Raw genomic sequence first — 20,652 nt, 5'->3', positions numbered from 1 at the left:
CGCGGCTGGCTGATAGGCGTTCGGGATGAACCCAGAGAATAACGGACTTCCCGCCGACGCGCAGCCGATCGAGCGCGTGCAGCAAAACATGCTCGCGCGCGGCGAGCGGTGGGTGCTCAACCGCCTGTGCGCCCGCATGCCCCGGTGGGTCACGCCCGACATGCTGACCTTCACCGGGATGGTTGGCGCGCTGGCGATCTTTGCCGGCTATGCCGCCAGCAATCTTGGCGATGGCTGGCTGTGGCTGTCCATCGCCGGATACGTGGTCCACTGGTTCGGCGACTCGCTCGACGGGAGCCTGGCGCGCTTTCGCCGGATCGAGCGGCCACGTTACGGCTATTTTCTCGACCATAGTTGCGACGGGCTGGCGACCACGCTGGTCGTGCTGGGGCTGGGTGCGTCGGGCTATGTCCAGCTGGAAGTCGCGCTGGTGGCACTGGCGGGGTATCTGCTGATGTCGATCCACGCATTCCTTTCGGTCAGGGTTATGGGCGAACTGCGCCTGTCCTACCTCAAGGCCGGGCCGACCGAGCTGCGACTGATCCTGATCGCGCTGACGCTTGCCATGATCGTCCTGGGGCCGACTCCGCTGATCGGCGTGTTCACGGGTTTCGACATGTTCGTGGGCGCAGTAGGCGTGCTGCTGATCGGCCTGTTCGCGGCGCAGACCGCCTCCACGGCGCGCAAGCTTGCGCTGGAAGAACCGCCGGTTCGATACCCGCGCTAGGCAAACGCAGGACGCTGCCGGTTGGCAATCGCCATCCGCAGGGCCATATCCCGCGCTCTTGCAAGCAGGAGCGCACATGCCCGACACCCAATATGATTACGACCTCTTCACCATCGGCGCAGGCTCCGGCGGGGTCCGCGCATCGCGGGTCAGCGCCGCGCATGGCGCCAAGGTCGCGGTGGCCGAAGAGCACCGGGTCGGCGGCACCTGTGTGATCCGGGGCTGCGTGCCCAAGAAGATGCTCGTCTATGGCGCGCATTTCGCGGAAGATCTGGAAGACTGCCAGCGGTTCGGCTGGGACATCGGCGAGCGCAAGTTCGACTGGAAAACCTTGCGCGACAACGTGCTCGACGACGTCACCCGCATCGAGGGGGCTTATACCAACACGCTTGAAAGCCATGACGTGGAGATCTTCAAGGAACGCGCCGAAATCACCGGCCCGCACGAGATCACGCTGGCGAGCGGGCGGCAGGTCACCGCAAAGCATATCCTGATCGCCACCGGCGCGCGCCCGCGGATGCCCGAATGCCAGGGCGCGGAGCACGCGATCTCGTCCAACGAAGCCTTCCATCTCGATGAGCTGCCCAAGAAGATCATCATCGCCGGCGGCGGCTATATCGCCAACGAGTTCGCGGGTATTTTCAACGAGTTCGGCTGCGATGTTCACATCGTCAACCGGGGCGACCGCCTGCTGCGCAGCTATGACGAGGCGGTGCGCGACCGTCTGCTGCAGATCAGTACGATGAAGGGGATCAAGTTCCGCTTCAACACGCACTTCGAATATATCAAGCCGTGCGACGAAGGCGGCTATTTCGTGAAGCTGTCCGATTGCGACGAGGAGAAGGCGGATCTGGTGATGTTCGCCGTCGGCCGCATTCCCAACACCGAGGGTCTGGGGCTGGAAAACGCCGGGGTCGAACTGGGCGAGGGTGGCGAGATCAAGGTCGACCGGTTCAGCAAGACCAATGTCGACCACATCTACGCCGTGGGCGACGTGACCGACCGTGTGCAGCTGACCCCCGTGGCGATCCGCGAGGGCCAAGCCTTTGCCGACACCGTGTTCGGCGGCGGGGATCCCGTCGCGGTCGACCATTCCTGCGTCCCCAGCGCGGTGTTCAGCCACCCGCCGATCGCCGCCGTCGGGATGACCGAGGGTGAGGCGAAGAACCAGCTGGGCAGCGTCAAGGTCTACCTGTCGGACTTCCGCCCGATGAAGAACGTGCTGGCCGGCCGCAACGAACGCAGCCTGATGAAGATGGTGTGCGACGGCGATTCCGGCCGGATCGTCGGCATCCACATGATCGCGCCCGAAGCGCCCGAAATGATGCAGGCCGCCGCGATCGCGGTGAAGGCCGGGCTGACCAAGGCGGACTTCGATTCGACCGTCGCGATCCACCCGACCATGGCCGAAGAACTGGTCCTGATGCGCTGATCCGGCCCGCAAGTCCGCTTCCCTCATCGAACTGTCTGTTTCGACAGGGAAGCGGACTTGCGGGGCCGCCCAGCTTGACGCTGCGTTACCTCCATGCCTAACCGCTTGGGCAAAGCGGAACACAGGAGCGCACGCGCGTATGTCAGCCAATATTGCCGAAATGGAAAAGCGCCGCGAAGCCGCCCGCATGGGTGGTGGTCAGAAGCGGATCGATGCACAGCATGCCAAGGGCAAGCTTACCGCGCGCGAGCGGCTCGACGTGCTGCTCGACGAGGGGAGCTTCGAGGAGCTCGACACCTATGTGGTCCACGACTGCACCGATTTCGGCATGGAAGACCAGCAGATCATGGGCGACGGCGTCGTCACCGGGTCGGGCACCATCAACGGCCGGCTGGTCTATGTCTTCAGCCAGGATTTTACCGTCTTCGGCGGATCGCTGTCGAAACGCCATGCGGAGAAGATCTGCAAGGTGATGGACACCGCGATGAAGGTCGGCGCGCCGGTGATCGGCCTGAACGATTCGGGCGGTGCGCGCATTCAGGAAGGTGTGGCCAGCCTCGGTGGCTATGCCGAGGTGTTCCAGCGCAACGTGCTCGCCAGCGGCGTCATCCCGCAGATCAGCGTCATCATGGGGCCGTGCGCGGGCGGCGCGGTCTATAGCCCTGCGATGACCGACTTCATCTTCATGGTGAAGGATAGCTCCTACATGTTCGTCACCGGGCCCGAGGTGGTAAAGACCGTCACCAACGAGGTCGTCACGCAGGAAGAGCTGGGCGGGGCGATCACCCACACCACCAAGACCAGCGTGGCCGACGACGCGTTCGAGAACGACATCGAAACGCTGATGGCCACGCGCCGCTTCTTCGACTTCCTGCCGCTGTCGAACCGCGAGCCGGTGCCCGAAATGCCGAGCAACGACCCGTGGGACCGGCGCGAGGACAGCCTCGACACGCTGATCCCCGACAACGCCAACCAGCCCTACGACATGCACGAGGTGATCTCGAAGACGCTCGACGATGGCGACTTCTTCGAGATCCAGCCCAAGCATGCGGGCAACATCATCTGCGGCTTCGGCCGGGTGGAGGGCCGCACCGTGGGCGTGGTCGCCAACCAGCCGATGGTGCTGGCGGGCGTGCTCGACATCAACTCGTCCAAGAAAGCCGCGCGCTTCGTGCGCTTCTGCGATGCGTTCGACATTCCGATCGTGACCTTCGTCGACGTGCCCGGCTTCCTTCCCGGCACGGCCCAGGAACTGGGCGGCATCATCAAGCACGGCGCGAAGCTGCTGTTCGCCTATGCCGAGGCGACCGTGCCCAAGATCACCGTCATCACCCGCAAGGCCTATGGCGGCGCGTATGACGTGATGGCGAGCAAGCACCTGCGCGGCGACCTCAACTACGCCTGGCCGACTGCCGAGATCGCGGTGATGGGCGCCAAGGGCGCGGTGGAGATCATCTTCCGCCAGGACCGCGACGATCCCGAAAAGATCGCCGAGAAAACGAAGGAATACGAAGACCGCTTCGCCAACCCCTTCGTCGCCGCCTCACGCGGCTATATCGACGAGGTCATCTACCCGCACTCGACCCGGCGGCGGATTGCGCTGGGGCTGCGCAAGCTGCGTGGGAAAGAGCTGAGCAACCCGTGGAAGAAGCACGATAATATTCCGTTGTGATTGTCGTTAAACTCTTTCTTGCCGCGGTCTTCGTGTCGACGGGCCTCTGGTTTTGGAGGATGGCAAATCGCTGGTCGGCGAACGGTGAAATACCCAAGGATTGGGTAGAAGCAGCCGAGCCCCAGCCGGTTTCTCTGGGCGAGAGGGGTTTTCGGGATGTGGTGATCTGGCAAAAGATCTTGGCGGTCTTGGCATGGTTTTTCGCCGCACTCTTTGTCATCTCGATTGGCCTCGAACTGACCGGTTTTCTCGATTGAAACTCAGCAGTCTCAACCGTCATTGCGCAGGTACACAGTCCCCGCATCCCGTCACCCTGAAATTGTTTCAGGGTCCAGCTTTGGGAACGCGCGGGCACTGCAGGAGGAAGACTGGATGCTGAAACAAGTTCAGCATGACGAATTGACAGGAGCAGACGCATGAAACTCGGCCGTCTCAACCATATCGGCGTCGCGACGCCTTCGATCGCGGACTCTATTCGCTACTACCGCGACACGATGGGCGCGGTGCGGATCAACGAGCCGTTCGACCTGCCCGAACAGGGCGTGAAGGTCTGCTTCGTCGATACGCCCGACAGCACAGGCGAAGTCGGCAAGGGCACGCAGATCGAGCTGATCGAGCCGTTCGACGAGGCGAGCCCGATCAACGGCTTCCTCGCCAAGAACCCCGCCGGGGGCCAGCACCATGTCTGCTACGAGGTGGAGGACATCGAGGCGGCGCGCGAGTGGTTCGAGGGGAAGGGCAAGCGCATCCTCGGCCCCACGCGCATCGGCGCGCACGGCACGCCGATCTTCTTCCTCCACCCCAAGGACATGATGGGCCAGCTAACCGAGATCATGGAAACGCCGAAGGACGGCGCGCACTGGTCGAACTGACCCGGTAGCCCTCTCCCCATGTGGGGAGAGGGTTGGGAGAGGGGAGTTCGACGCAGCGAAGGCTGTAAGCCCCTCTCCAAGCTCCGCCAGGCCGCTTCGCGACCAGGCTATGCTATCCTCTCCCCGCACGGGGAGAGGGATAAGAGAGAGGAAATCGCGATGCTTTTTTACGACAGCGCCATGCCCGCACCCAATCCGCGCCGCGTGCGCATCTTCGCCGCCGAGAAGGGTATCGAGCTGCCCTCCACGCAGGTTTCGATCCCGCAGCGCGAGCAGAAGGCGCCCGACTATCTCGCCAAGAATCCGCGCGGGCAGACCCCGATCCTCGAACTCGATGATGGCACGGTGATCGCCGAAAGCGTCGCGATCATGCGCTATCTGGAAGGGCTTCATCCAGAACCGCCGCTGTTCGGCACGACCCCGCTGGAAAGCGCGCAGGTCGAGATGTGGAGCCGCCGGGTCGAGATGATCCTGATGACCGCAGTGGGCGCGGTGTGGGTCCACACGCATCGCTTCACCGCCGCGCTGCCCGGCCGGAACGAGGCGTGGGGCGAGGCCAACCGGCCCCGCGTCGCCGACGCGTTCCGTTTCTTCGACCAGTCGCTCGCAGGGCGGGACTTCCTCGCCACGGATGGTTACAGCGTGGCCGACATACTGCTGCTGACCACCGCCGATTTCGCAGAATTCATAGGTTGTGGAATGCCGCAGGATTGCGAAAACCTGCGTGACTGGCACCAGCGTGTGTCCGCCCGACCAAGTGCACAAGCCTGAGTGGAATTATGACCGACAAGACCCCGACCCCCGCGGCAACCTACGCAGACTGGCAGGCCAAGGCCGACAAGGAAGTGAAGGGCCGCGACCTCACCTGGCACACGCTGGAAGGCTTCGACATAAAGCCGCTCTACACCGCCGAGGATACCAAGGGCATCGACCCCGGCCTGCCCGGTTTCGAACCGTTCACGCGCGGGCCCTATGCGAGCATGTACACCGGCCGCCCGTGGACGATCCGCCAGTATGCGGGCTTCTCCACCGCCGAAGAATCCAACGCCTTTTACCGCCGCAACCTCGCCGCCGGGCAGAAGGGGCTGAGCGTTGCGTTCGATCTCGCCACCCACCGTGGGTACGACTCGGACCACCCGCGCGTGGTCGGCGATGTCGGCAAGGCGGGCGTCGCGATCGACACCGTGGCGGACATGCAGATCCTGTTCGATCAGATCCCGCTCGACACGATGAGCGTTTCGATGACGATGAACGGCGCGGTGATCCCCGTGCTGGCGTTCTACATCGTCGCGGCGGAGCGGTCGGGCGTGTCGCAGGACAAGCTTTCCGGGACCATCCAGAACGACATCCTCAAGGAGTTCATGGTCCGCAACACGTATATCTACCCGCCCGAGCCGAGCATGCGGATCGTGAGCGACATCATCGCTTACACCTCCGACCACATGCCGCGCTTCAACTCGATTTCGATCAGCGGCTATCACATGCACGAAGCGGGCGCGACGGCGGTGCAGGAGCTCGCCTTCACCATCGCCGACGGCAAGGAATATGCCCAGCGCGCGATGGATACCGGGCTCGATATCGACGCCTTCGCCCCGCGCCTTTCGTTCTTCTGGGGCATCGGGATGAACTTCTTCATGGAGATCGCCAAGATGCGCGCCGCGCGCCATCTGTGGCACGACGTGATGGAAGGGCTGGGCGCGAAAGACCCCAAGTCCAAGATGCTGCGCACGCACTGCCAGACCAGCGGCGTGTCCCTGCAGGAGCAGGACCCCTACAACAACGTGATACGCACCACGATCGAGGCGATGGCGGCGGTGCTCGGCGGTACCCAGTCGCTCCACACCAATGCGCTGGATGAAGCGATCGCGCTGCCGACCGACTTCTCCGCCCGCATCGCGCGCAACACGCAGCTGGTGCTGGAGGAAGAGACCGGCATCACCAATGTCGCCGATCCGCTGGGCGGCTCGTATTATGTCGAGGCGCTGACCGCCAAGCTGGTCGAGGAAGCCAAGAAGATCATCGACGAGGTCGATGCGGCGGGCGGGATGACGAAGTTCGTCGCGACCGGGGAGCCCAAGCGGCGGATCGAACAGGCGGCTGCCGAGAAGCAGACCAATGTCGACCGCGGCGAGACGGTGATCGTCGGCGTGAACAAGTACCGGCGCGAGACCGAGGACGAGATCGACACGCTCGATATCGACAACCACAAGGTCCGCCAGTCGCAGATCGCGCGGATCGAGAAGGTTCGTTCACAGCGCGATGACATTGCCTGCCAGGCCGCGCTCGATGCGCTGGCGCGCGGCGCGGCGCAGAAGGAAGGCAACCTGCTCGCGCTGGCCGTGGAGGCCGCGCGCCACGACGCGACGCTGGGGGAGATTTCCAGCGCGATGGAAGATGTCTTCGGCCGCTACGACACCAAGCCGACCCCGGTGAAGGGCGTCTATGCCAAGGCCTATGCTGCGGATAGCCGCTACCAGCAGGTCGTGCAGGGCGTCGATGCGGTGGAGCAGCGGCTCGGCCGCAAGCCGAAGATCATGATCGCCAAGATGGGCCAGGACGGCCACGATCGCGGCGCCAACGTCATCGCGAGTGCCTTCGCCGACATGGGCTTCGACGTCGTCTCCGGCCCGCTGTTCCAGACGCCTCAGGAAACGTTGGAGATGGCGCTTGCCGAGGGCGTCGACGCAATCGGCGCGTCGAGCCTCGCTGCGGGCCACAAGACGCTGATCCCCGAACTGATCCGTCTGCTCAAGGACGCAGGCCGCGCCGATATCAAGGTGACCGCCGGCGGCGTGATCCCGCAGAGCGACTACCAGTTCCTGCGCGATGCAGGCGTGCAGGGCATCTACGGCCCCGGCAGCAACGTGGTCGAATGCGCGGCGGACATGCTCCGCCTGCTCGGCCACAACATGCCGCCTGCCGATGAGGAGATCGACGAGGCGGCGGAGTGACGTTTGCCTCCCTCGTCACCCCGGACTTGATCCGGGGTCCCGCTTCTCCTTCGGTGCTGTTTGAAGGAAAGCGGGGCCCCCGCCTTCGCGGGGGTGACGAAGTGAAGGCGATAACGGCGTGATTTTTTCGGCGTTGCGAAATCTTTTCAAGGGCGCGCTTTTGGCGCTGCTCAATTTGCCACTGATACTCCTTTTGACCGCCGATGTTGACATCGCCTGGAAAATTGGCGGCACAATTGCTTTCCTCGGAATCGCCTTTGGTATCGGAATGATGATCTCGACCTTCCAATCAAATCGGCGGTCTGGGAGACTTCAAAGATGATCCAACCGTCCAAAAACTGATCCCCTAAGGCGCTGCCGTCCAACCCGACCACCCCGACCGAAACGGAACCCCTCCATGACCGATCTCCACCCAGAAACCCTCGCCGTCCACGCCGGGTGCGAGCCCGATCCGACCACCAATGCGCGGATTACGCCGATCTACCAGACGGCGAGCTACGTGTTCGACAGCCCGGATCACGCGGCCAACCTGTTCTCGCTCTCCGAATTCGGGAACATCTATTCGCGCATCATGAACCCCACCAACGACGCGCTGGAGAAGAAGGTCGCGGCGCTGGAGGGTGGTGTCGGTGCGCTGGGCGTCGCGTCGGGCCATGCGGCACAGCTGATCGCGTTCCACACCCTGATGGAACCGGGCTGCAACATCGTGGCGGCGAGGAAGCTGTATGGCGGATCGCTCAACCAGATGGGCGAGGCGTTCCTCAAGTTCGGTTGGGAAACCCGCTTCGTCGATGCCGACGACCCCGAGAACATCCGCGCCGCGATGGACGACAAGACGCGCTGCGTCTTCATCGAAAGCCTCGCCAATCCCGGCGGCGTGGTCAGCGATATTTCCGCGATTGCGGACGTCGCCCACGCGGGCGGCGTGCCGCTGATCGTGGACAACACCATGGCGACGCCTGCGCTGTGCAGGCCGTTCGATTTCGGTGCGGACATCGTCACCCACTCGACCACCAAGTTCCTCAACGGGCATGGCAATGCGGTCGGCGGCGTGATCGTCGACAGCGGCAAGTTCGACTGGAAGGCGCAAGGCGACAAGTTCGCCTCGCTCACCCGGCCCAACGGATCGTACCACGGTGCGGTGCTGGTCGACGCGCTGGAGCCGGTCGGCCCGATCGCCTTCATCATCGCCTGCCGCGTACTGGGCCTGCGCGATCTCGGCCCCGCGCTCGCGCCGATGAACGCCTTCCTCGCGCTGACCGGCATGGAAACGCTGCACCTGCGGATGGACCGGCATTGCGACAACGCGCTGGAGCTGGCCGAATGGCTCAAGGGGCACGAGAAGGTCGCCTGGGTTTCCTACGCCGGGCTGCGGGACAGCGATTATCACAGCCTCGCCAACAAATACCTTGGCGGGCGCGGCGGCGCGGTGTTCACCTTCGGCCTCAAGGGCGGCTATGAGGCGGGCCGGGCGCTGGTCTCCAACGTCAAGCTGTTGAGCCACCTCGCCAATATCGGCGACACCCGCTCACTCATCATCCACCCCGCGTCGACCACGCACAGCCAGCTGGGCGAAACCGAGCTGATCGCGGCGGGCGCGGGGCCGGACGTGGTCCGCGTCTCTGTCGGGATCGAGAATATCGAGGATATCAAGGCCGACCTGGACCAGGCGCTCGCGGCGGGCTGAGGGGCTGTCAGGTGAGCCCGATCCGTTTCACCCTTCTGCATGTCGGGCTTCTGATCGCGGGCTTCGGCAGCGCAGTGCATGCCGAAGTGCGCGTCGCTCCCAGTGAGTTTCGGCCCGATGTAACGGTCGAATTCCTGTACAATCAGGACATCGAGGGCGTTTACAGCACCACCTGGCTGGGCAGGGAGGAGAAGCGCGAGGGCAACTGGCGCGACATCTACTTCGAAACCTCGGAGAAATATGTCGCGAAAGGGATCCTCAGTTTTCAGTGCTTTGCCGACGATACGAATGGCGATCCGACCATCGGGATCGTCGAGTATGGCTGGGGCGAGTTCGGCGATCCGGCAGCGAAACGGGTGACCACGATCGATTATTCGCAAAGGCAGGCATGGATGAATGGCGAGCTGGATGCGCTGATGGGCGAGAGCCCTCCATACGAGCTGTTCGTCGTCGCCCACTACCGGTTCTGCGGCGACGAGCGGGAAGCGGCGAACTGACAACAGGCTGGGCAAGCCGATCAGGTAAAACGTGATTTCACCTCTTTCCGTCACCCCGGACTTGATCCGGGGTCCCGCTTCTTCTTTGGTACCACTCGTAAAGAAGCGGGGCCCCCGCCTGCGCGGGGGTGACGAAACGAGTTCACTCCATATTCGAGGTATCGAGTTGTCCCACATCCGCACCCACTCGACCTGCGAGGCCACAAAGTGAGCGCCCCCCAAAGCGGCGCAAGCTTCCTGCCCATCGCCGCGATGATGTTCGCGGCGGGGCTGGGCATTCCCGTCTTCGCCTCGCTCAATGCCGGGCTGAACCAGCAGCTCGGCAGCCCCATTGCCGCCACTGCCGTCACCTTCGGCATCGGTCTGGTTATCTCGACGACCGTCCTCGCCTTCGTCGGCTTCCCGAGCGCGTCGGACTTCACCCTCGACAGGCCCTGGCTCTATGGCGCGTCGGTCTTCATGCTGTTCTACGCGACCGCGATCGCGTTCTCCGCGCCCAAGATCGGGCTCGGCAACGCGATCTTCTTCGTCCTCACCGGCCAGCTCATCGCGGCTGCCACCATCGACCATTTCGGCCTGCTCGGCGTGATCCAGACTTCGCTGACGCCAAAGCGCATCCTGGGCATCGCCGTGATGGCCGTGGGCCTCTATCTCGCCAGGAAACCCGTATGACTCAAATCCGCACCGATGAAGTTGAGGAGGTGGTTGAGTGAGCGTCCTGGCGATGGCCCTGTTGGCCTTGGCGGTCGAACCGGCAAGCGTGCCTGCCGGATGTGAAGCAGATTCACCCGTGCGCGATCCTCAGGTCTGCGAACCCCTCTACTCGGGACCAGACATTACGATCTACAGTTTCGAGAGCGTCGCGGTCGGTTCAGTGGCTGAAATGAAGCGGATCCGAGAGATGACGCAACATTGCGGATTATCGAACCGTATCGATGGCGTCGGAGGTATGGACCTTGCGGTCTATGACATAGTCGATGCCACTAATGAGTCGAGGGCATGTGTTCGCGACTGGATCGAAGAAAACGTGCCCGATCTTTCGTTCTCTGAAGAGCGCTTCAATGAAAAGTTCGAGAGCCTTGCCTCTCAAGGAAAGTGAGCCTTTGAAGTGACCCAAATCCGCACCGATTGGACCCGCGAGGAAATCGCAGGGCTGTTCGACCTTCCCTTCACCGAGCTGCTGTTCCGCGCCGCGAGCGTCCACCGCGAGAACCATCCGCCCGAGCAGGTCCAGCTGTGCACGCTGCTCAGCATCAAGACCGGCGGGTGTCCGGAGGATTGCGGTTATTGCTCGCAGTCGGTGAAGGCCGATAGCGGCGTCGAGGCGACCAAGCTGATGGATGTGCGCGCTGTGCTGCAAACCGCGGCGCAGGCGAAGGATGCGGGCAGCCAGCGGTTCTGCATGGGTGCCGCGTGGCGCAACCCCAAGGACCGCGACATGGCCGCGATCATCGAGATCGTGAAGGGCGTGCGTGACATGGGGCTGGAGACCTGCATGACGCTGGGCATGCTCACGCCCAAACAGGCGGACATGCTGAAAGAGGCGGGCCTCGACTACTACAACCACAATGTCGACACCGGGCCCGAATATTACGAGCGGGTGATCTCGACCCGCAATTATCAGGACCGGCTCGATACGCTGCAGAACGTGCGCGATGCGGGGATCAACGTGTGCTCCGGCGGGATCGTGGGGATGGGCGAGACGCGCGAGGACCGCGTCGGCTTCGTCCACACGCTCGCCACGCTGGAGCGGCATCCCGAGAGCGTGCCGGTCAACGCGCTGGTCCCGGTCAAGGGCACGGTGTTGGGCGACATGCTGGCCGACACGCCGCTCGCCAAGATCGACGATATCGAATTCGTCCGCACCGTCGCGGTCGCGCGCATCTGCATGCCGATGAGCATGGTGCGGCTCTCCGCAGGCCGCGAGTCAATGTCCGAGGCGACGCAGGCGCTGTGCTTCCTCGCCGGCGCGAACTCGATCTTCACCGGCGACAAGCTGCTGACCGCGCCCAATGCGGGCGACGACAGCGATGGCGCGCTGTTCGCCAAGCTGGGGCTCACCCCGCTGATGCAGGAAGAGCCCGCACGCGCCTGCAAGGTGGCGGAGGCGGCCGAGTGATCGGCGCGCTCGCCGCGCTGCTGCTCGCCTCGGGCCAGCCTGCGGCTGTGCCGGAGCCCGAGCCCATCGTGGTGGGCGAGAGCTATACGCTCGAGGCATTGGGTGCGGACCGCGCGGTCAACGTCATCCTTCCGCCCGATTACTCTGACCAGCCCGACACAAGCTGGCCGATTGTGGTTCAGCTCGACGGCGGAGCGGATCAGGACCTGTTCCTGGGCAACGGGCTGGAGAAATGGAACCGCCTGTGGGGCCGCAGCCAGCCTGCAATCCTGGTCGGCATCCAGACCGTGGATCGCCAGCGCGAGCTGTTACCCGCTACGTCTATTGCGGGTGAAAAAGCGGAATATCCCACCGCAGGCGAGAGCGAGGCCTTTCGTAAATGGCTGGCGGACACAGTTCTCCCGCTCCTGCGTGAGCGCTATCGCAATGATGGTACGATCATCCTGCTGGGCGAGAGCGCGGCGGGGCATTTCGTGGTCGAAACCTGGCTGGAGCGGCCTGATCTTTTCAGCGGCTATGCGGCAATTTCCCCCAGCCTTCAGTGGGATGGCCAGTCGCTTGCCCTGACCGCGAGCGCCCCTGTGGCAGGGCGTCCGCCGCTTTACCTGTCGCTCGCCGACGAGGGTGGCGAGACCGAGCAGGGCATGTTGGCGCTGCTCGGCAAGCTGGGGGAGGGGCAGGCCTACTGCTTCTCGGACCGGCGCGCCGACCTGCATCACTCCAACAGCCTGCACGCTCTGATGCCCGAGGCGCTGCAATATCTCCTGCCGACCGATGCGGACTGGCTGGAGGAATACGGGCTGGGCCTTCGCTGCGACCGGGGTGGGCCGGCGCTTTCCGCGCAGTGAGCCTCGGCTTCTCCGTCGACGAGTTGCTGCCCCGTGCGCGCGGTGGCGGGCAGCTCAAGATGGGGCTGGTCAAGCTGGGCGGGAACGAGTGGCTGCAGTCCGATCCCGACCTGGCCGCGCGTGCGGAGGGTTTTGCGCAATTCCCCGAGGGCATCCAACTGACGCCCGAGGGGGAGGCGGCGGGGCGCGAGCTTGCCACCGGGCTTGGCGTGTCGAGCGGGCTGGCCGAAGCGGCCCATGCGCATCACGAGGATATGTGCCTGCTCACCCGCCGCGATGACGAGGAGCACTATCGCCTCGTCGGGGCGGCAGTCGCGTGGCCATCCGACTGGACGCCTGCGGACAAGATGGGGCTGCCGTTGCGTGCGCTCCACGCGCCGATTCAGGGCTATGAGGAACAGCTCGCCACCGGGGTCGACCGCTTCATGGAAAAGCTGCGACCCGGCCCGATCTATGGCCGCGCCAACTGGTTCATCGCCGCCACGCCCGACATGCGCTGGGTCGCGGAGCCGCCCGAGCGTGCCTTCGCGCATGTGACGGCTGAGAACGCCGGGAGCACGCTGTTCGTGCGCTCCGAACGGCAGACGCTGCGTCGCCTGCCGCGCACTGGCGCGATCCTGTTCACCATCGGCATCTACGTCGCCCCGCTGGGCCAGCTTTCGACCGCCAATGTCGGCAGGCTGGCGGGCGGGCTGACAACCTTGCTCAATGGTGAGGTGGAGCGCAGGGGCGTGGGGGCTTACGCTAGGGCACTTATCGGCTATGCGAAGGCACGAGAAGAGGAGACGGACGCATGATCCTGACCGCATTGCTGCTGATGCAGGCGAGCGCGCAAGCCGCGCAGCCGCAGGTCGATTGCGAAAACGCGATGACGCAGATGGAGATGAACATCTGCGCAGGGCGGGAGTATCAGGCCGCCGACCGCGAGCTCAACGCGGTGTGGAAGAAAGCGTCGCAGCGCGCCAAGTCGGTCGACAAGGATGTCGGCGACGGCACCCAGCATCGCGAGCTGCTGGCCGCGCAGCGTGCCTGGCTGACCTTTCGCGACGCACAATGTTCGTTCGAGGCGAACCAGTACCGCGGCGGTTCGATCATGCCGCTGATCCGCTCGACCTGCCTCACCGCGCTGACCGAGGCGCGCACCAAGCAACTACGTGAATATCTGGAGTTTCCGGGCTAGTGTTTTCCAAAATCCTGATTGCGAACCGCGGTGAGATTGCCTGCCGCGTGATCCAGACGTGCAAGCGGATGGGGATCGCCACCGTGGCGGTCTATTCCGATGCCGATGCGCGCGCGCCCTTCGTGAAGATGGCGGACGAGGCGGTCCATATCGGTGCCGCTCCCGCAGCCGAATCCTACCTGCTGGCGGACAAGATCATCGAGGCGTGCAAGCAGACCGGGGCCGAAGCAGTCCACCCGGGCTATGGCTTCCTGTCCGAACGGGCGAGCTTCGTCGAAGCGCTCGACAAGGAAGGCATTGTCTTCATCGGCCCGCCGGCCAAGGCGATCGCCGCGATGGGCGACAAGATCGAATCGAAGAAGCTGGCCAAGGAAGCCGGCGTCAACACCGTGCCCGGCTCCAAGGACGCGATCGACACCACCGAGGAAGCGCTCAAGATCTCGAACGAGATCGGCTATCCGGTGATGATGAAGGCGTCGGCAGGCGGCGGCGGCAAGGGCATGCGCCTCGCCTGGAACGACAAGGATGTCGAGGAAGGCTTCGAGGCGACCAAGCGCGAAGGCCTCAACTCCTTTGGCGACGACCGCGTGTTTATCGAGAAGTTCATCGAAGACCCGCGCCATATCGAGATCCAGATCCTGGCCGACCGGCAGGGCAACACGCTCTACCTGAACGAGCGTGAGTGCAGCATTCAGCGCCGCCACCAGAAGGTGGTCGAGGAAGCGCCATCGCCCTTCGTAACGCCCGAAATGCGCAAGGCGATGGGCGAGCAGGCGGTCGCGCTGTCGAAAGCGGTTGGCTATTTCTCCGCCGGGACGGTCGAACTGATCGTCAGCGGCGCGGACAAGACGGGGGAGAGCTTCTACTTCCTCGAAATGAACACGCGCCTGCAGGTCGAACACCCGGTGACCGAGGCGATCACCGGCGTCGATCTGGTCGAATGGATGATCCGCGTGGCGGCCGGCGAGGAACTGCCCTTCAAGCAAGACGATATCAAAATCGACGGCTGGTCGATCGAAACGCGCGTCTATGCCGAAGACCCCTATCGCAACTTCCTGCCGAGCATCGGGCGGCTGGTCCGTTACGAACCGCCGGTGCCGGGCTGGACGGGCGCAAGCGGCCCCGCCGGGCGGCGCGGGCACGAGATGGGCGGCGGCGGCATCCGCGTGGATGACGGCGTGTTCGAAGGCGGCGAAGTCTCGATCTTCTACGACCCGATGATCGCCAAGCTGATCACCTGGGGCCCTACCCGCGATGCCGCGGCGGACCTGCAGGTCGAAGCTCTCGACGCCTTCCGGGTCGAAGGCCCGGGGCACAATATCGATTTCCTCAGCGCGATCATGCAGCACCCGCGCTTCCGCTCGGGCGAGCTGACCACCGGCTTCATCGCCGAGGAATATCCCGAAGGCTTCCAGGGCGCAGCGGTGGACGAGCCGAGGCTGAAGCTGGTCGCGGCGCTGATTGCCGGGGCGCAATGTTCGGTCATGGCGCACGAAGGGCAGATCTCTGGCCGCCTCGATGGCGCGCCCAAGGTGCCGTCCGACTGGGTGGTGAAGATCGACGGTCGCCAGTTCGACGTCGTTCTGGGCGAAGGCGGGGCCACGGTCGATGGCGAGTGGATCACCGGCACGACCGACTGGCAGCCGGGCATGGTCCTCGCCGCGGCCAACGGCAATGGCGAGAACCTGGCGATCCAGCTGCGGCGCAAAAGCAGCGCGATCTGGGCGCTGACCACGCGCGGCAAGACGCACAAGGGCCTTGCCGTGCCCGCACGGCTCGCCCCGCTGCTCGATCACATGATCGAGAAGGAGCCGCCCGATCTTTCCAAGATGCTCATCTGCCCGATGCCCGGCCTGCTGGTGAAGCTGCACGTGGCCGAGGGTGACGAGGTCCAGCCGGGCCAGCCGCTCGCCACGGTCGAGGCGATGAAGATGGAAAACATCCTGCGCGCCGAGAAGGAAGGCACCATCTCCTCCATCAACGCCGCAGAGGGCGACAGCCTCGCGGTCGACGAGGTGATCCTGGAGCTGGAGTAGTGCACCTCTCGCACGAACCCGATGCCCCTGCGGGTGAGGAGATTGCGTTCGACGACTTCCTGAAGGTCGATATCCGCATCGGCACGGTGGTCGCCGCGCATGAATTCCCCGAGGCGCGCAAGCCTGCCTACCGGCTGGAAATCGACTTCGGGCCGGCGATCGGCGTCAAGAAGACCAGCGCGCAGATCACCGCGAACTACGCGCGCGAGGAACTGGTCGGGCGGCAGGTCGCGGCGGTCGTCAACTTCCCGCCGCGGCAGATCGGGCCGGTCATGTCCGAAGTGCTGACGCTCGGCTTCGCGGACGAGGCGGGCGACGTCGTGCTGTTCTCGCCCGATAAGGCAGTGCCCGACGGTTCGCGGCTGTTCTAGGCCAGCGCGTCGAGAATATACTTTGCGCATTCCTCGGGTGAGGCTGCAGTCGTGTCCATATCCTGATCGTACGCGATATCGTCGTGCAGGTTCATCGCCTGCGCGCGCGCCAGACCAACCAGCCGGTCACCGCGTTCGCGCTCTCGTTGTTCGATCTTGCCAAGGTCACCTGTGACTTGGACGATTTGCAGCCGGTGGCCGTCCAGAAGTGTCCGATAAGCGTCAATACCACGAGATCTGCAGACCTCATCGACGATCACATCGAAGCCGCTATCGGCCAGTTCGGCGACGAACGCGCGCATTTGAAGGAGAAGGCGCTCGCCCATTGGGCCGTTGCCGATCCGCGTCAGGGGCCCGTGATCGCTCGCTACCGTTTCGACTGGAAACCACTCCGCATTGAACTCTCGTCCATCGGGTAGCATCGCGATAAAAACGTCCATCGAGACATGCAGGAAATCCCGATCGGCAAGCTGTTGGATGGCCTTCGCGATTGTTGTCTTACCCGCGCTGCTAACGCCGTTGAGGATGATGACGCGGGCCATGGGAATGTATCAATGCGCCTGTAGCTGCTCGTCCATGAAGGCGGCCACGTCCGCCAGCTCTATATCGCGCGCGACATAGGCCTCTCCGAGAGCGCGCAGCAGGATGAAGGGGACGGTGCCGCCGCCCGCCTTCTTGTCGTGCCGCATATGATCGCCCAGCACTGTGCCGTCGCAGTCGAGCCCCAGCGCGGAAATCTCGGTCGGCAGGCCTGCACGGGCCAGCGCATCGGCCACACTTTCCGCGTCTGCCAGCGAGATCAGATCGCGCCGGGCGGAGAATCGCGCTGCCAGCACCATGCCGAGCGCCACCGCCTCGCCATGCAGCAGTCTGTCGCCGAAGCCCGTCACCGCTTCAAGCGCATGACCGAAGGTGTGGCCGAGGTTCAGGAGCGCGCGGGCGTCCTTCGTCTCGCGCTCGTCCTCCGCGACGATCCGCGCTTTCATGTCCACGCAATGCGCGATCGTCGCTTCCAGCACCGCGTTGTCGCAGGCGAGGATCGCGGCGCTCTCGCTATCGATGCGCGCGAAGAATTCCGCATCGCCAAGCAGCCCGTATTTGAACACCTCGGCCAGCCCGGCGCGCATTTCGCGCTGGGGGAGGGTGGCGAGGCAGGCTGTGTCGGCGAGCACCAGCGAGGGCTGGTGGAACGCGCCGATTAGGTTCTTGCCCGCGCTGGCGTTGATCGCGGTCTTGCCGCCGACGCTCGAATCGACCTGCGCCAGCAGCGTGGTCGGCAATTGCACGAAACCGCAGCCGCGCTTCAGGATCGCGCAGGCGAAGCCGACGAGGTCGCCGACCACTCCGCCGCCCAGCGCGAAGACATGATCGGACCGGGTGACGCCGCGCGCCAGCAGCCAGTCGGTCAGCCGCTCCAGCTCGGCCCAGCTCTTCGAGCCTTCGCCGGGCGAGACCTCGTACCAGTCGATCTGGTAGCCATCTGACTCGAGCGAATGCGCCAGCCGTTCGCCGTGCAACCGACGGGCATTGGCGTCGGCAACGACCGGCACCTTGCGGCCTGACCATGGCGCGATGAAGTCGCGTGCCTGAACGATCGCGTCGTCGAGCAGCCCGGCGCCAACCCGTACCTCGTAGCTGCGCCCGGCGAGCGCGACATTTACGACAGCCACTTCTCAAGCTCCTCGATAATCGTCCACGCGGTGCGGGTGTGCGGGCCTTGCTGGCCCTCGACGCGGATCTGCGCCTGCGCATAATGCGGTGCGCGTTCGGCCAGCAAGCGTTTGAGGATAGCCTCGGGATCGCCGTCGCGCAGCAGCGGGCGCGTGTTGCGGCGTCCGGTCCGCTCGACCAGCGTGGCGATGTCGCAATCGATCCACACCGCGACCGCCTTTTCCAGCACCAGCGCGCGCGTTTCCGCATTGACGAAAGCCCCGCCGCCGGTCGCGATCACGCCGTGCCCTTCCTCGATCAGACGGGCGATCACCCGGCGCTCTCCATCGCGGAAATAGTCTTCGCCGAATTCGCTGAAGATCTCTGCGATGGAGAGCCGGGCGGCATCCTCGATCGCGTCGTCCGCATCGACGAAATTGCATTCCAGCAGGGTCGCCAGCCGCCGGCCCACGGTCGATTTGCCCGCGCCCATCAACCCCACCAGGGTGATCGGCCGGTCGAGGCGTTCCTTAAGCGCGCGGATCCGCGCCCGGTCGGCAGGGGAAGGCACTCGGTCCATTGCCCGGTGGCGTAGAGATGGGCTAGGGCGATGGCAACAAAGGGTATCGGACGCGTGCAGATAGACATTTCGCAGACCGCACGGCGGCGTATCGGCGTGGGTGCGCTGGCGATCATCGCGATTCTCGCCTGGGCCTGGTGGGATGGCGGCGAACAGCCGATGCGGCCGATCACGCAAACCATAGAACTCCCGGGGACCGCGCAATGATGCTGCAACGCAAGGCTGCCTTGCTGGCTGGCGCGGGCCTGCTCGTGCTCGCGGCACCGATCGCACTGGTCGCAGCCAATCCGGCAGCGGTGGTTGCGCCCGTCGCGCCCGCTCCCGCACCCACTGCTGTACCCGCACCGGCAGAAACCGCTGCGCCTGCGGGGGAAAGTGCCAGCGATGGAGCGGACGCGGATAGCGAGGCGGGCTCCTCCAGCAGCTCCGACAGCCGCCGTCTGCCCACGCTGGAAGAGCTCGAAGCCCTCGATACCGACGAGCTGGACGAGCTGTTCGGCCTCAGGCCCACCTATGACATCCCGAACGCGCAGCGCCGCGCGACGACCCGCGTCGGCATTCTGGCCGAGGACGAGGGCGGACTGCCCGCGACCTCGCTGGCGCGGCAACCGCAATCGATCGTCCGCGCTGCGCTGACGGGGACGCAGGGGCGGCTCGTCTCGCGCTGGGGCCATATTGCGCTGCGCCGCGCGCTCGCCAGCCGTCTGGCAGCGCCCGAAGGCATGAGCGGGGTCGAATTCGCCGGCCTGCGTGCCCAGCTGCTCAACCGTATGGGCGAGTTCGGTGTGGCCCGCGCGATCGCGCAGGATGTCGATGTCGATGTGTGGAACGCGCGGCTCTCCAACGCCGCGATCGACGCCTATATCGCGACCGGCGATATCGTGGGGGCGTGTCCGCTGACCATGCTACGCGCGGGATATCGCGACGATGTCGAGTGGCAGATGCTGCGCTCCATCTGCAGCGCCTATGCCGGCGAAGCAGCGCGGGCGCGCAACAATCTGCTGCGGCTGCGCGATCGCCAGAGCGGCGAAGATGGCAACGTGATCGACGTGCTGCTGGCGCAGCGCTTCGCCGGCGCGGCGGGGCTGGGCAACAGCGCGGTCACCATCGAATGGGACGATGTCGACGAGCTGACCCCGTGGCGGCACGGCCTCGCCGCGGCGCTGGGGATCGACATCCCCGACCGTCTGATCGACGATGCCGGGCCCTATTATCAGCGCGTCTCCGCCTCGCTCCCCGCATTGCCGCTGTCGCAGCGGGTCGAGGGTGTCCGGCGCGCCGCTCGTGAGGGCATTTTCTCCTCCTCCGCTTTGATCGATGTCTATGCGCAGGGCTACGCCGCCAGCCGCGAGGAGGGCCCGCTGGGCACCGATGCGGCGCTGCTGCGCGCGGCCTATGTCGACCCCGATCCGGCCGCGCGGGTGACCGCGATCCGGACCCTGTGGGGCGATGCGGATACGATTCCCTACGACCGGCAGGTGCTGACCGCCTATGCCGCCGCACGCATCCCGGCGAACGATGGTTTCGCCGCCGACGCCGGGCCGCTGATCGCCTCGATGCTTACCGCCGGGCTCGATCGCGATGCCGCGCGCTGGCGCGAGATCGTCGATGAAGGCGATGCGGGCTGGGGGCTGCTTGCCGTCGGCCTGCCGGGCAATAGCGGGCAGGTTTCCAGCGGCGAAATCGATTCCTATCGCGACAATGACCCCACCACGGGCACGCGCCGCACGCGGATGCTGGTTGCCGGGCTCGCCGGGCTGGGCCGGATTTCCGACGGCACGCGCAATGCGTGGAATCGCGATCTGGACCTGGAGCTGGGCCGCGAAACCCGCTGGAGCGCGCTGATCGACCGCGCGGGCGAGGTGCGCAATGCCGCGCTCGTCGCCATGCTGATGGGCGTGGGGATGCAGGGCGACGACTGGAGCCGGATGACCCCGCGCCACCTCTACCACATCGTCTCCGCATTGCGCCGCAGCGGGATGGAAGCCGAAGCGCGGATGATCGCGGCGGAGGCGCTTGCGCGCACCTGA

General features: G+C 65.0%; 23 protein-coding genes. 20 read left to right on the top strand and 3 right to left on the bottom strand.

Annotated elements, in window-relative coordinates; translation table 11 throughout:
- Positions 1-25 precede the first annotated feature (25 nt).
- The 18 genes from K7H93_RS00905 (at position 26) to K7H93_RS00820 (ending at position 16,392) form a co-directional block, all read left to right on the top strand.
- Complete coding sequence (locus tag K7H93_RS00905) at positions 26-727, top strand: CDP-alcohol phosphatidyltransferase family protein (RefSeq protein WP_054525806.1); 702 nt, start codon at positions 26-28, stop codon at positions 725-727.
- 76 nt (positions 728-803) lie between these two features.
- Complete coding sequence (gene gorA / locus K7H93_RS00900) at positions 804-2,159, top strand: glutathione-disulfide reductase (protein ID WP_230781973.1); 1,356 nt, start codon at positions 804-806, stop codon at positions 2,157-2,159.
- A gap of 139 nt (positions 2,160-2,298) precedes the next feature.
- Positions 2,299-3,831 (top strand): acyl-CoA carboxylase subunit beta, encoded by a 1,533-nt coding sequence (locus K7H93_RS00895; protein ID WP_230781971.1) that lies wholly within the window; start codon positions 2,299-2,301, stop codon positions 3,829-3,831.
- 59 nt (positions 3,832-3,890) lie between these two features.
- Positions 3,891-4,088 (top strand): hypothetical protein, encoded by a 198-nt coding sequence (locus tag K7H93_RS00890; protein ID WP_230781969.1) that lies wholly within the window; start codon positions 3,891-3,893, stop codon positions 4,086-4,088.
- A gap of 159 nt (positions 4,089-4,247) precedes the next feature.
- Positions 4,248-4,703, top strand: coding sequence for a methylmalonyl-CoA epimerase (gene mce, locus K7H93_RS00885; RefSeq protein WP_230781967.1), 456 nt, complete (start codon positions 4,248-4,250; stop codon positions 4,701-4,703).
- Positions 4,704-4,862: 159 nt separating this feature from the next.
- Entirely contained in the window at positions 4,863-5,474 is a 612-nt protein-coding gene (locus K7H93_RS00880) for a glutathione S-transferase family protein (protein ID WP_230781964.1), read from the top strand.
- 8 nt (positions 5,475-5,482) lie between these two features.
- On the top strand, positions 5,483-7,654 hold the full coding sequence (scpA, locus tag K7H93_RS00875) for a methylmalonyl-CoA mutase (protein WP_230781962.1): 2,172 nt from the start codon (positions 5,483-5,485) through the stop codon (positions 7,652-7,654).
- 118 nt (positions 7,655-7,772) lie between these two features.
- Positions 7,773-7,976 (top strand): hypothetical protein, encoded by a 204-nt coding sequence (locus K7H93_RS00870; protein ID WP_230781960.1) that lies wholly within the window; start codon positions 7,773-7,775, stop codon positions 7,974-7,976.
- Between the two features lie 75 nt (positions 7,977-8,051).
- Positions 8,052-9,341 carry an O-acetylhomoserine aminocarboxypropyltransferase gene (locus K7H93_RS00865; RefSeq protein WP_230781958.1) on the top strand — a complete coding sequence of 430 codons (1,290 nt, stop codon included), beginning with the start codon at positions 8,052-8,054 and terminating at the stop codon, positions 9,339-9,341.
- Positions 9,342-9,352: 11 nt separating this feature from the next.
- Entirely contained in the window at positions 9,353-9,838 is a 486-nt protein-coding gene (locus tag K7H93_RS00860) for a hypothetical protein (protein WP_230781956.1), read from the top strand.
- 207 nt (positions 9,839-10,045) lie between these two features.
- The gene (locus K7H93_RS00855; RefSeq protein ID WP_230781954.1) at positions 10,046-10,510 is read left to right on the top strand and encodes a DMT family transporter; all 465 of its coding nucleotides are present in this window, start codon (positions 10,046-10,048) and stop codon (positions 10,508-10,510) included.
- A gap of 37 nt (positions 10,511-10,547) precedes the next feature.
- On the top strand, positions 10,548-10,937 hold the full coding sequence (locus K7H93_RS00850) for a hypothetical protein (RefSeq protein WP_230781953.1): 390 nt from the start codon (positions 10,548-10,550) through the stop codon (positions 10,935-10,937).
- 9 nt (positions 10,938-10,946) lie between these two features.
- Positions 10,947-11,957: a biotin synthase BioB gene (gene bioB / locus K7H93_RS00845; protein ID WP_230781952.1), complete on the top strand. Its 1,011-nt coding sequence runs from the start codon at positions 10,947-10,949 to the stop codon at positions 11,955-11,957.
- Complete coding sequence (locus tag K7H93_RS00840) at positions 11,954-12,805, top strand: alpha/beta hydrolase (RefSeq protein WP_230781951.1); 852 nt, start codon at positions 11,954-11,956, stop codon at positions 12,803-12,805. Before bioB ends, K7H93_RS00840 begins: the two co-directional genes overlap by 4 nt.
- Positions 12,802-13,602: a heme-dependent oxidative N-demethylase family protein gene (locus K7H93_RS00835; RefSeq protein WP_230781950.1), complete on the top strand. Its 801-nt coding sequence runs from the start codon at positions 12,802-12,804 to the stop codon at positions 13,600-13,602. The genes K7H93_RS00840 and K7H93_RS00835 overlap by 4 nt, the downstream gene beginning before the upstream one ends.
- A complete protein-coding gene (locus K7H93_RS00830) occupies positions 13,599-13,985 on the top strand; it encodes a lysozyme inhibitor LprI family protein (RefSeq protein WP_230781949.1) in 387 nt (128 codons plus the stop codon). The genes K7H93_RS00835 and K7H93_RS00830 overlap by 4 nt, the downstream gene beginning before the upstream one ends.
- Entirely contained in the window at positions 13,985-16,021 is a 2,037-nt protein-coding gene (locus tag K7H93_RS00825) for an ATP-binding protein (protein ID WP_230781948.1), read from the top strand. The genes K7H93_RS00830 and K7H93_RS00825 overlap by 1 nt, the downstream gene beginning before the upstream one ends.
- Entirely contained in the window at positions 16,021-16,392 is a 372-nt protein-coding gene (locus K7H93_RS00820) for a tRNA-binding protein (protein WP_230781947.1), read from the top strand. Before K7H93_RS00825 ends, K7H93_RS00820 begins: the two co-directional genes overlap by 1 nt.
- Here K7H93_RS00820 and K7H93_RS00815 read toward each other — a convergent pair.
- The 3 genes from K7H93_RS00815 to K7H93_RS00805 are packed head-to-tail and all read right to left on the bottom strand — an operon-like array spanning position 16,389 to position 18,622.
- On the bottom strand, positions 16,389-16,934 hold the full coding sequence (locus K7H93_RS00815) for a chloramphenicol phosphotransferase CPT family protein (protein WP_230781945.1): 546 nt from the start codon (positions 16,932-16,934) through the stop codon (positions 16,389-16,391). The genes K7H93_RS00820 and K7H93_RS00815 overlap by 4 nt on opposite strands.
- Before the next feature lie 9 nt (positions 16,935-16,943).
- The gene (aroB, locus tag K7H93_RS00810; RefSeq protein WP_230781943.1) at positions 16,944-18,062 is read right to left on the bottom strand and encodes a 3-dehydroquinate synthase; all 1,119 of its coding nucleotides are present in this window, start codon (positions 18,060-18,062) and stop codon (positions 16,944-16,946) included.
- Positions 18,050-18,622, bottom strand: a complete 573-nt coding sequence (locus tag K7H93_RS00805) for a shikimate kinase (protein WP_230781941.1) — start codon at positions 18,620-18,622, stop codon at positions 18,050-18,052. The genes aroB and K7H93_RS00805 overlap by 13 nt, the downstream gene beginning before the upstream one ends.
- 30 nt (positions 18,623-18,652) lie before the next feature.
- Between K7H93_RS00805 and K7H93_RS00800 the strand changes: the two genes are divergently transcribed.
- Positions 18,653-18,829: a hypothetical protein gene (locus K7H93_RS00800; protein ID WP_010237299.1), complete on the top strand. Its 177-nt coding sequence runs from the start codon at positions 18,653-18,655 to the stop codon at positions 18,827-18,829.
- Positions 18,826-20,652 carry a hypothetical protein gene (locus K7H93_RS00795; protein ID WP_230781939.1) on the top strand — a complete coding sequence of 609 codons (1,827 nt, stop codon included), beginning with the start codon at positions 18,826-18,828 and terminating at the stop codon, positions 20,650-20,652. Before K7H93_RS00800 ends, K7H93_RS00795 begins: the two co-directional genes overlap by 4 nt.

Origin of the sequence: Citromicrobium bathyomarinum (assembly GCF_021021475.1) — a bacterium.
GTDB classification, from domain to species: Bacteria; Pseudomonadota; Alphaproteobacteria; order Sphingomonadales; family Sphingomonadaceae; genus Alteriqipengyuania; species Alteriqipengyuania bathyomarina.
The sequence above is the reverse complement of the archived record's forward strand: the minus strand, read 5'-3'. Positions and strand labels throughout refer to the sequence as shown.

Coding starts and splice junctions, on each gene's coding strand:
- K7H93_RS00905 (WP_054525806.1), top strand. CDS start 26: ATGAACCCAGAGAATAACGGACTTCCCGCCGACGCGCAGCCGATCGAG.
- gorA (WP_230781973.1), top strand. CDS start 804: ATGCCCGACACCCAATATGATTACGACCTCTTCACCATCGGCGCAGGC.
- K7H93_RS00895 (WP_230781971.1), top strand. CDS start 2,299: ATGTCAGCCAATATTGCCGAAATGGAAAAGCGCCGCGAAGCCGCCCGC.
- K7H93_RS00890 (WP_230781969.1), top strand. CDS start 3,891: ATGGCAAATCGCTGGTCGGCGAACGGTGAAATACCCAAGGATTGGGTA.
- mce (WP_230781967.1), top strand. CDS start 4,248: ATGAAACTCGGCCGTCTCAACCATATCGGCGTCGCGACGCCTTCGATC.
- K7H93_RS00880 (WP_230781964.1), top strand. CDS start 4,863: ATGCTTTTTTACGACAGCGCCATGCCCGCACCCAATCCGCGCCGCGTG.
- scpA (WP_230781962.1), top strand. CDS start 5,483: ATGACCGACAAGACCCCGACCCCCGCGGCAACCTACGCAGACTGGCAG.
- K7H93_RS00865 (WP_230781958.1), top strand. CDS start 8,052: ATGACCGATCTCCACCCAGAAACCCTCGCCGTCCACGCCGGGTGCGAG.
- K7H93_RS00830 (WP_230781949.1), top strand. CDS start 13,599: ATGATCCTGACCGCATTGCTGCTGATGCAGGCGAGCGCGCAAGCCGCG.
- K7H93_RS00815 (WP_230781945.1), bottom strand. CDS start 16,934: ATGGCCCGCGTCATCATCCTCAACGGCGTTAGCAGCGCGGGTAAGACA.
- K7H93_RS00805 (WP_230781941.1), bottom strand. CDS start 18,622: ATGGACCGAGTGCCTTCCCCTGCCGACCGGGCGCGGATCCGCGCGCTT.
- K7H93_RS00800 (WP_010237299.1), top strand. CDS start 18,653: ATGGCAACAAAGGGTATCGGACGCGTGCAGATAGACATTTCGCAGACC.
- K7H93_RS00795 (WP_230781939.1), top strand. CDS start 18,826: ATGATGCTGCAACGCAAGGCTGCCTTGCTGGCTGGCGCGGGCCTGCTC.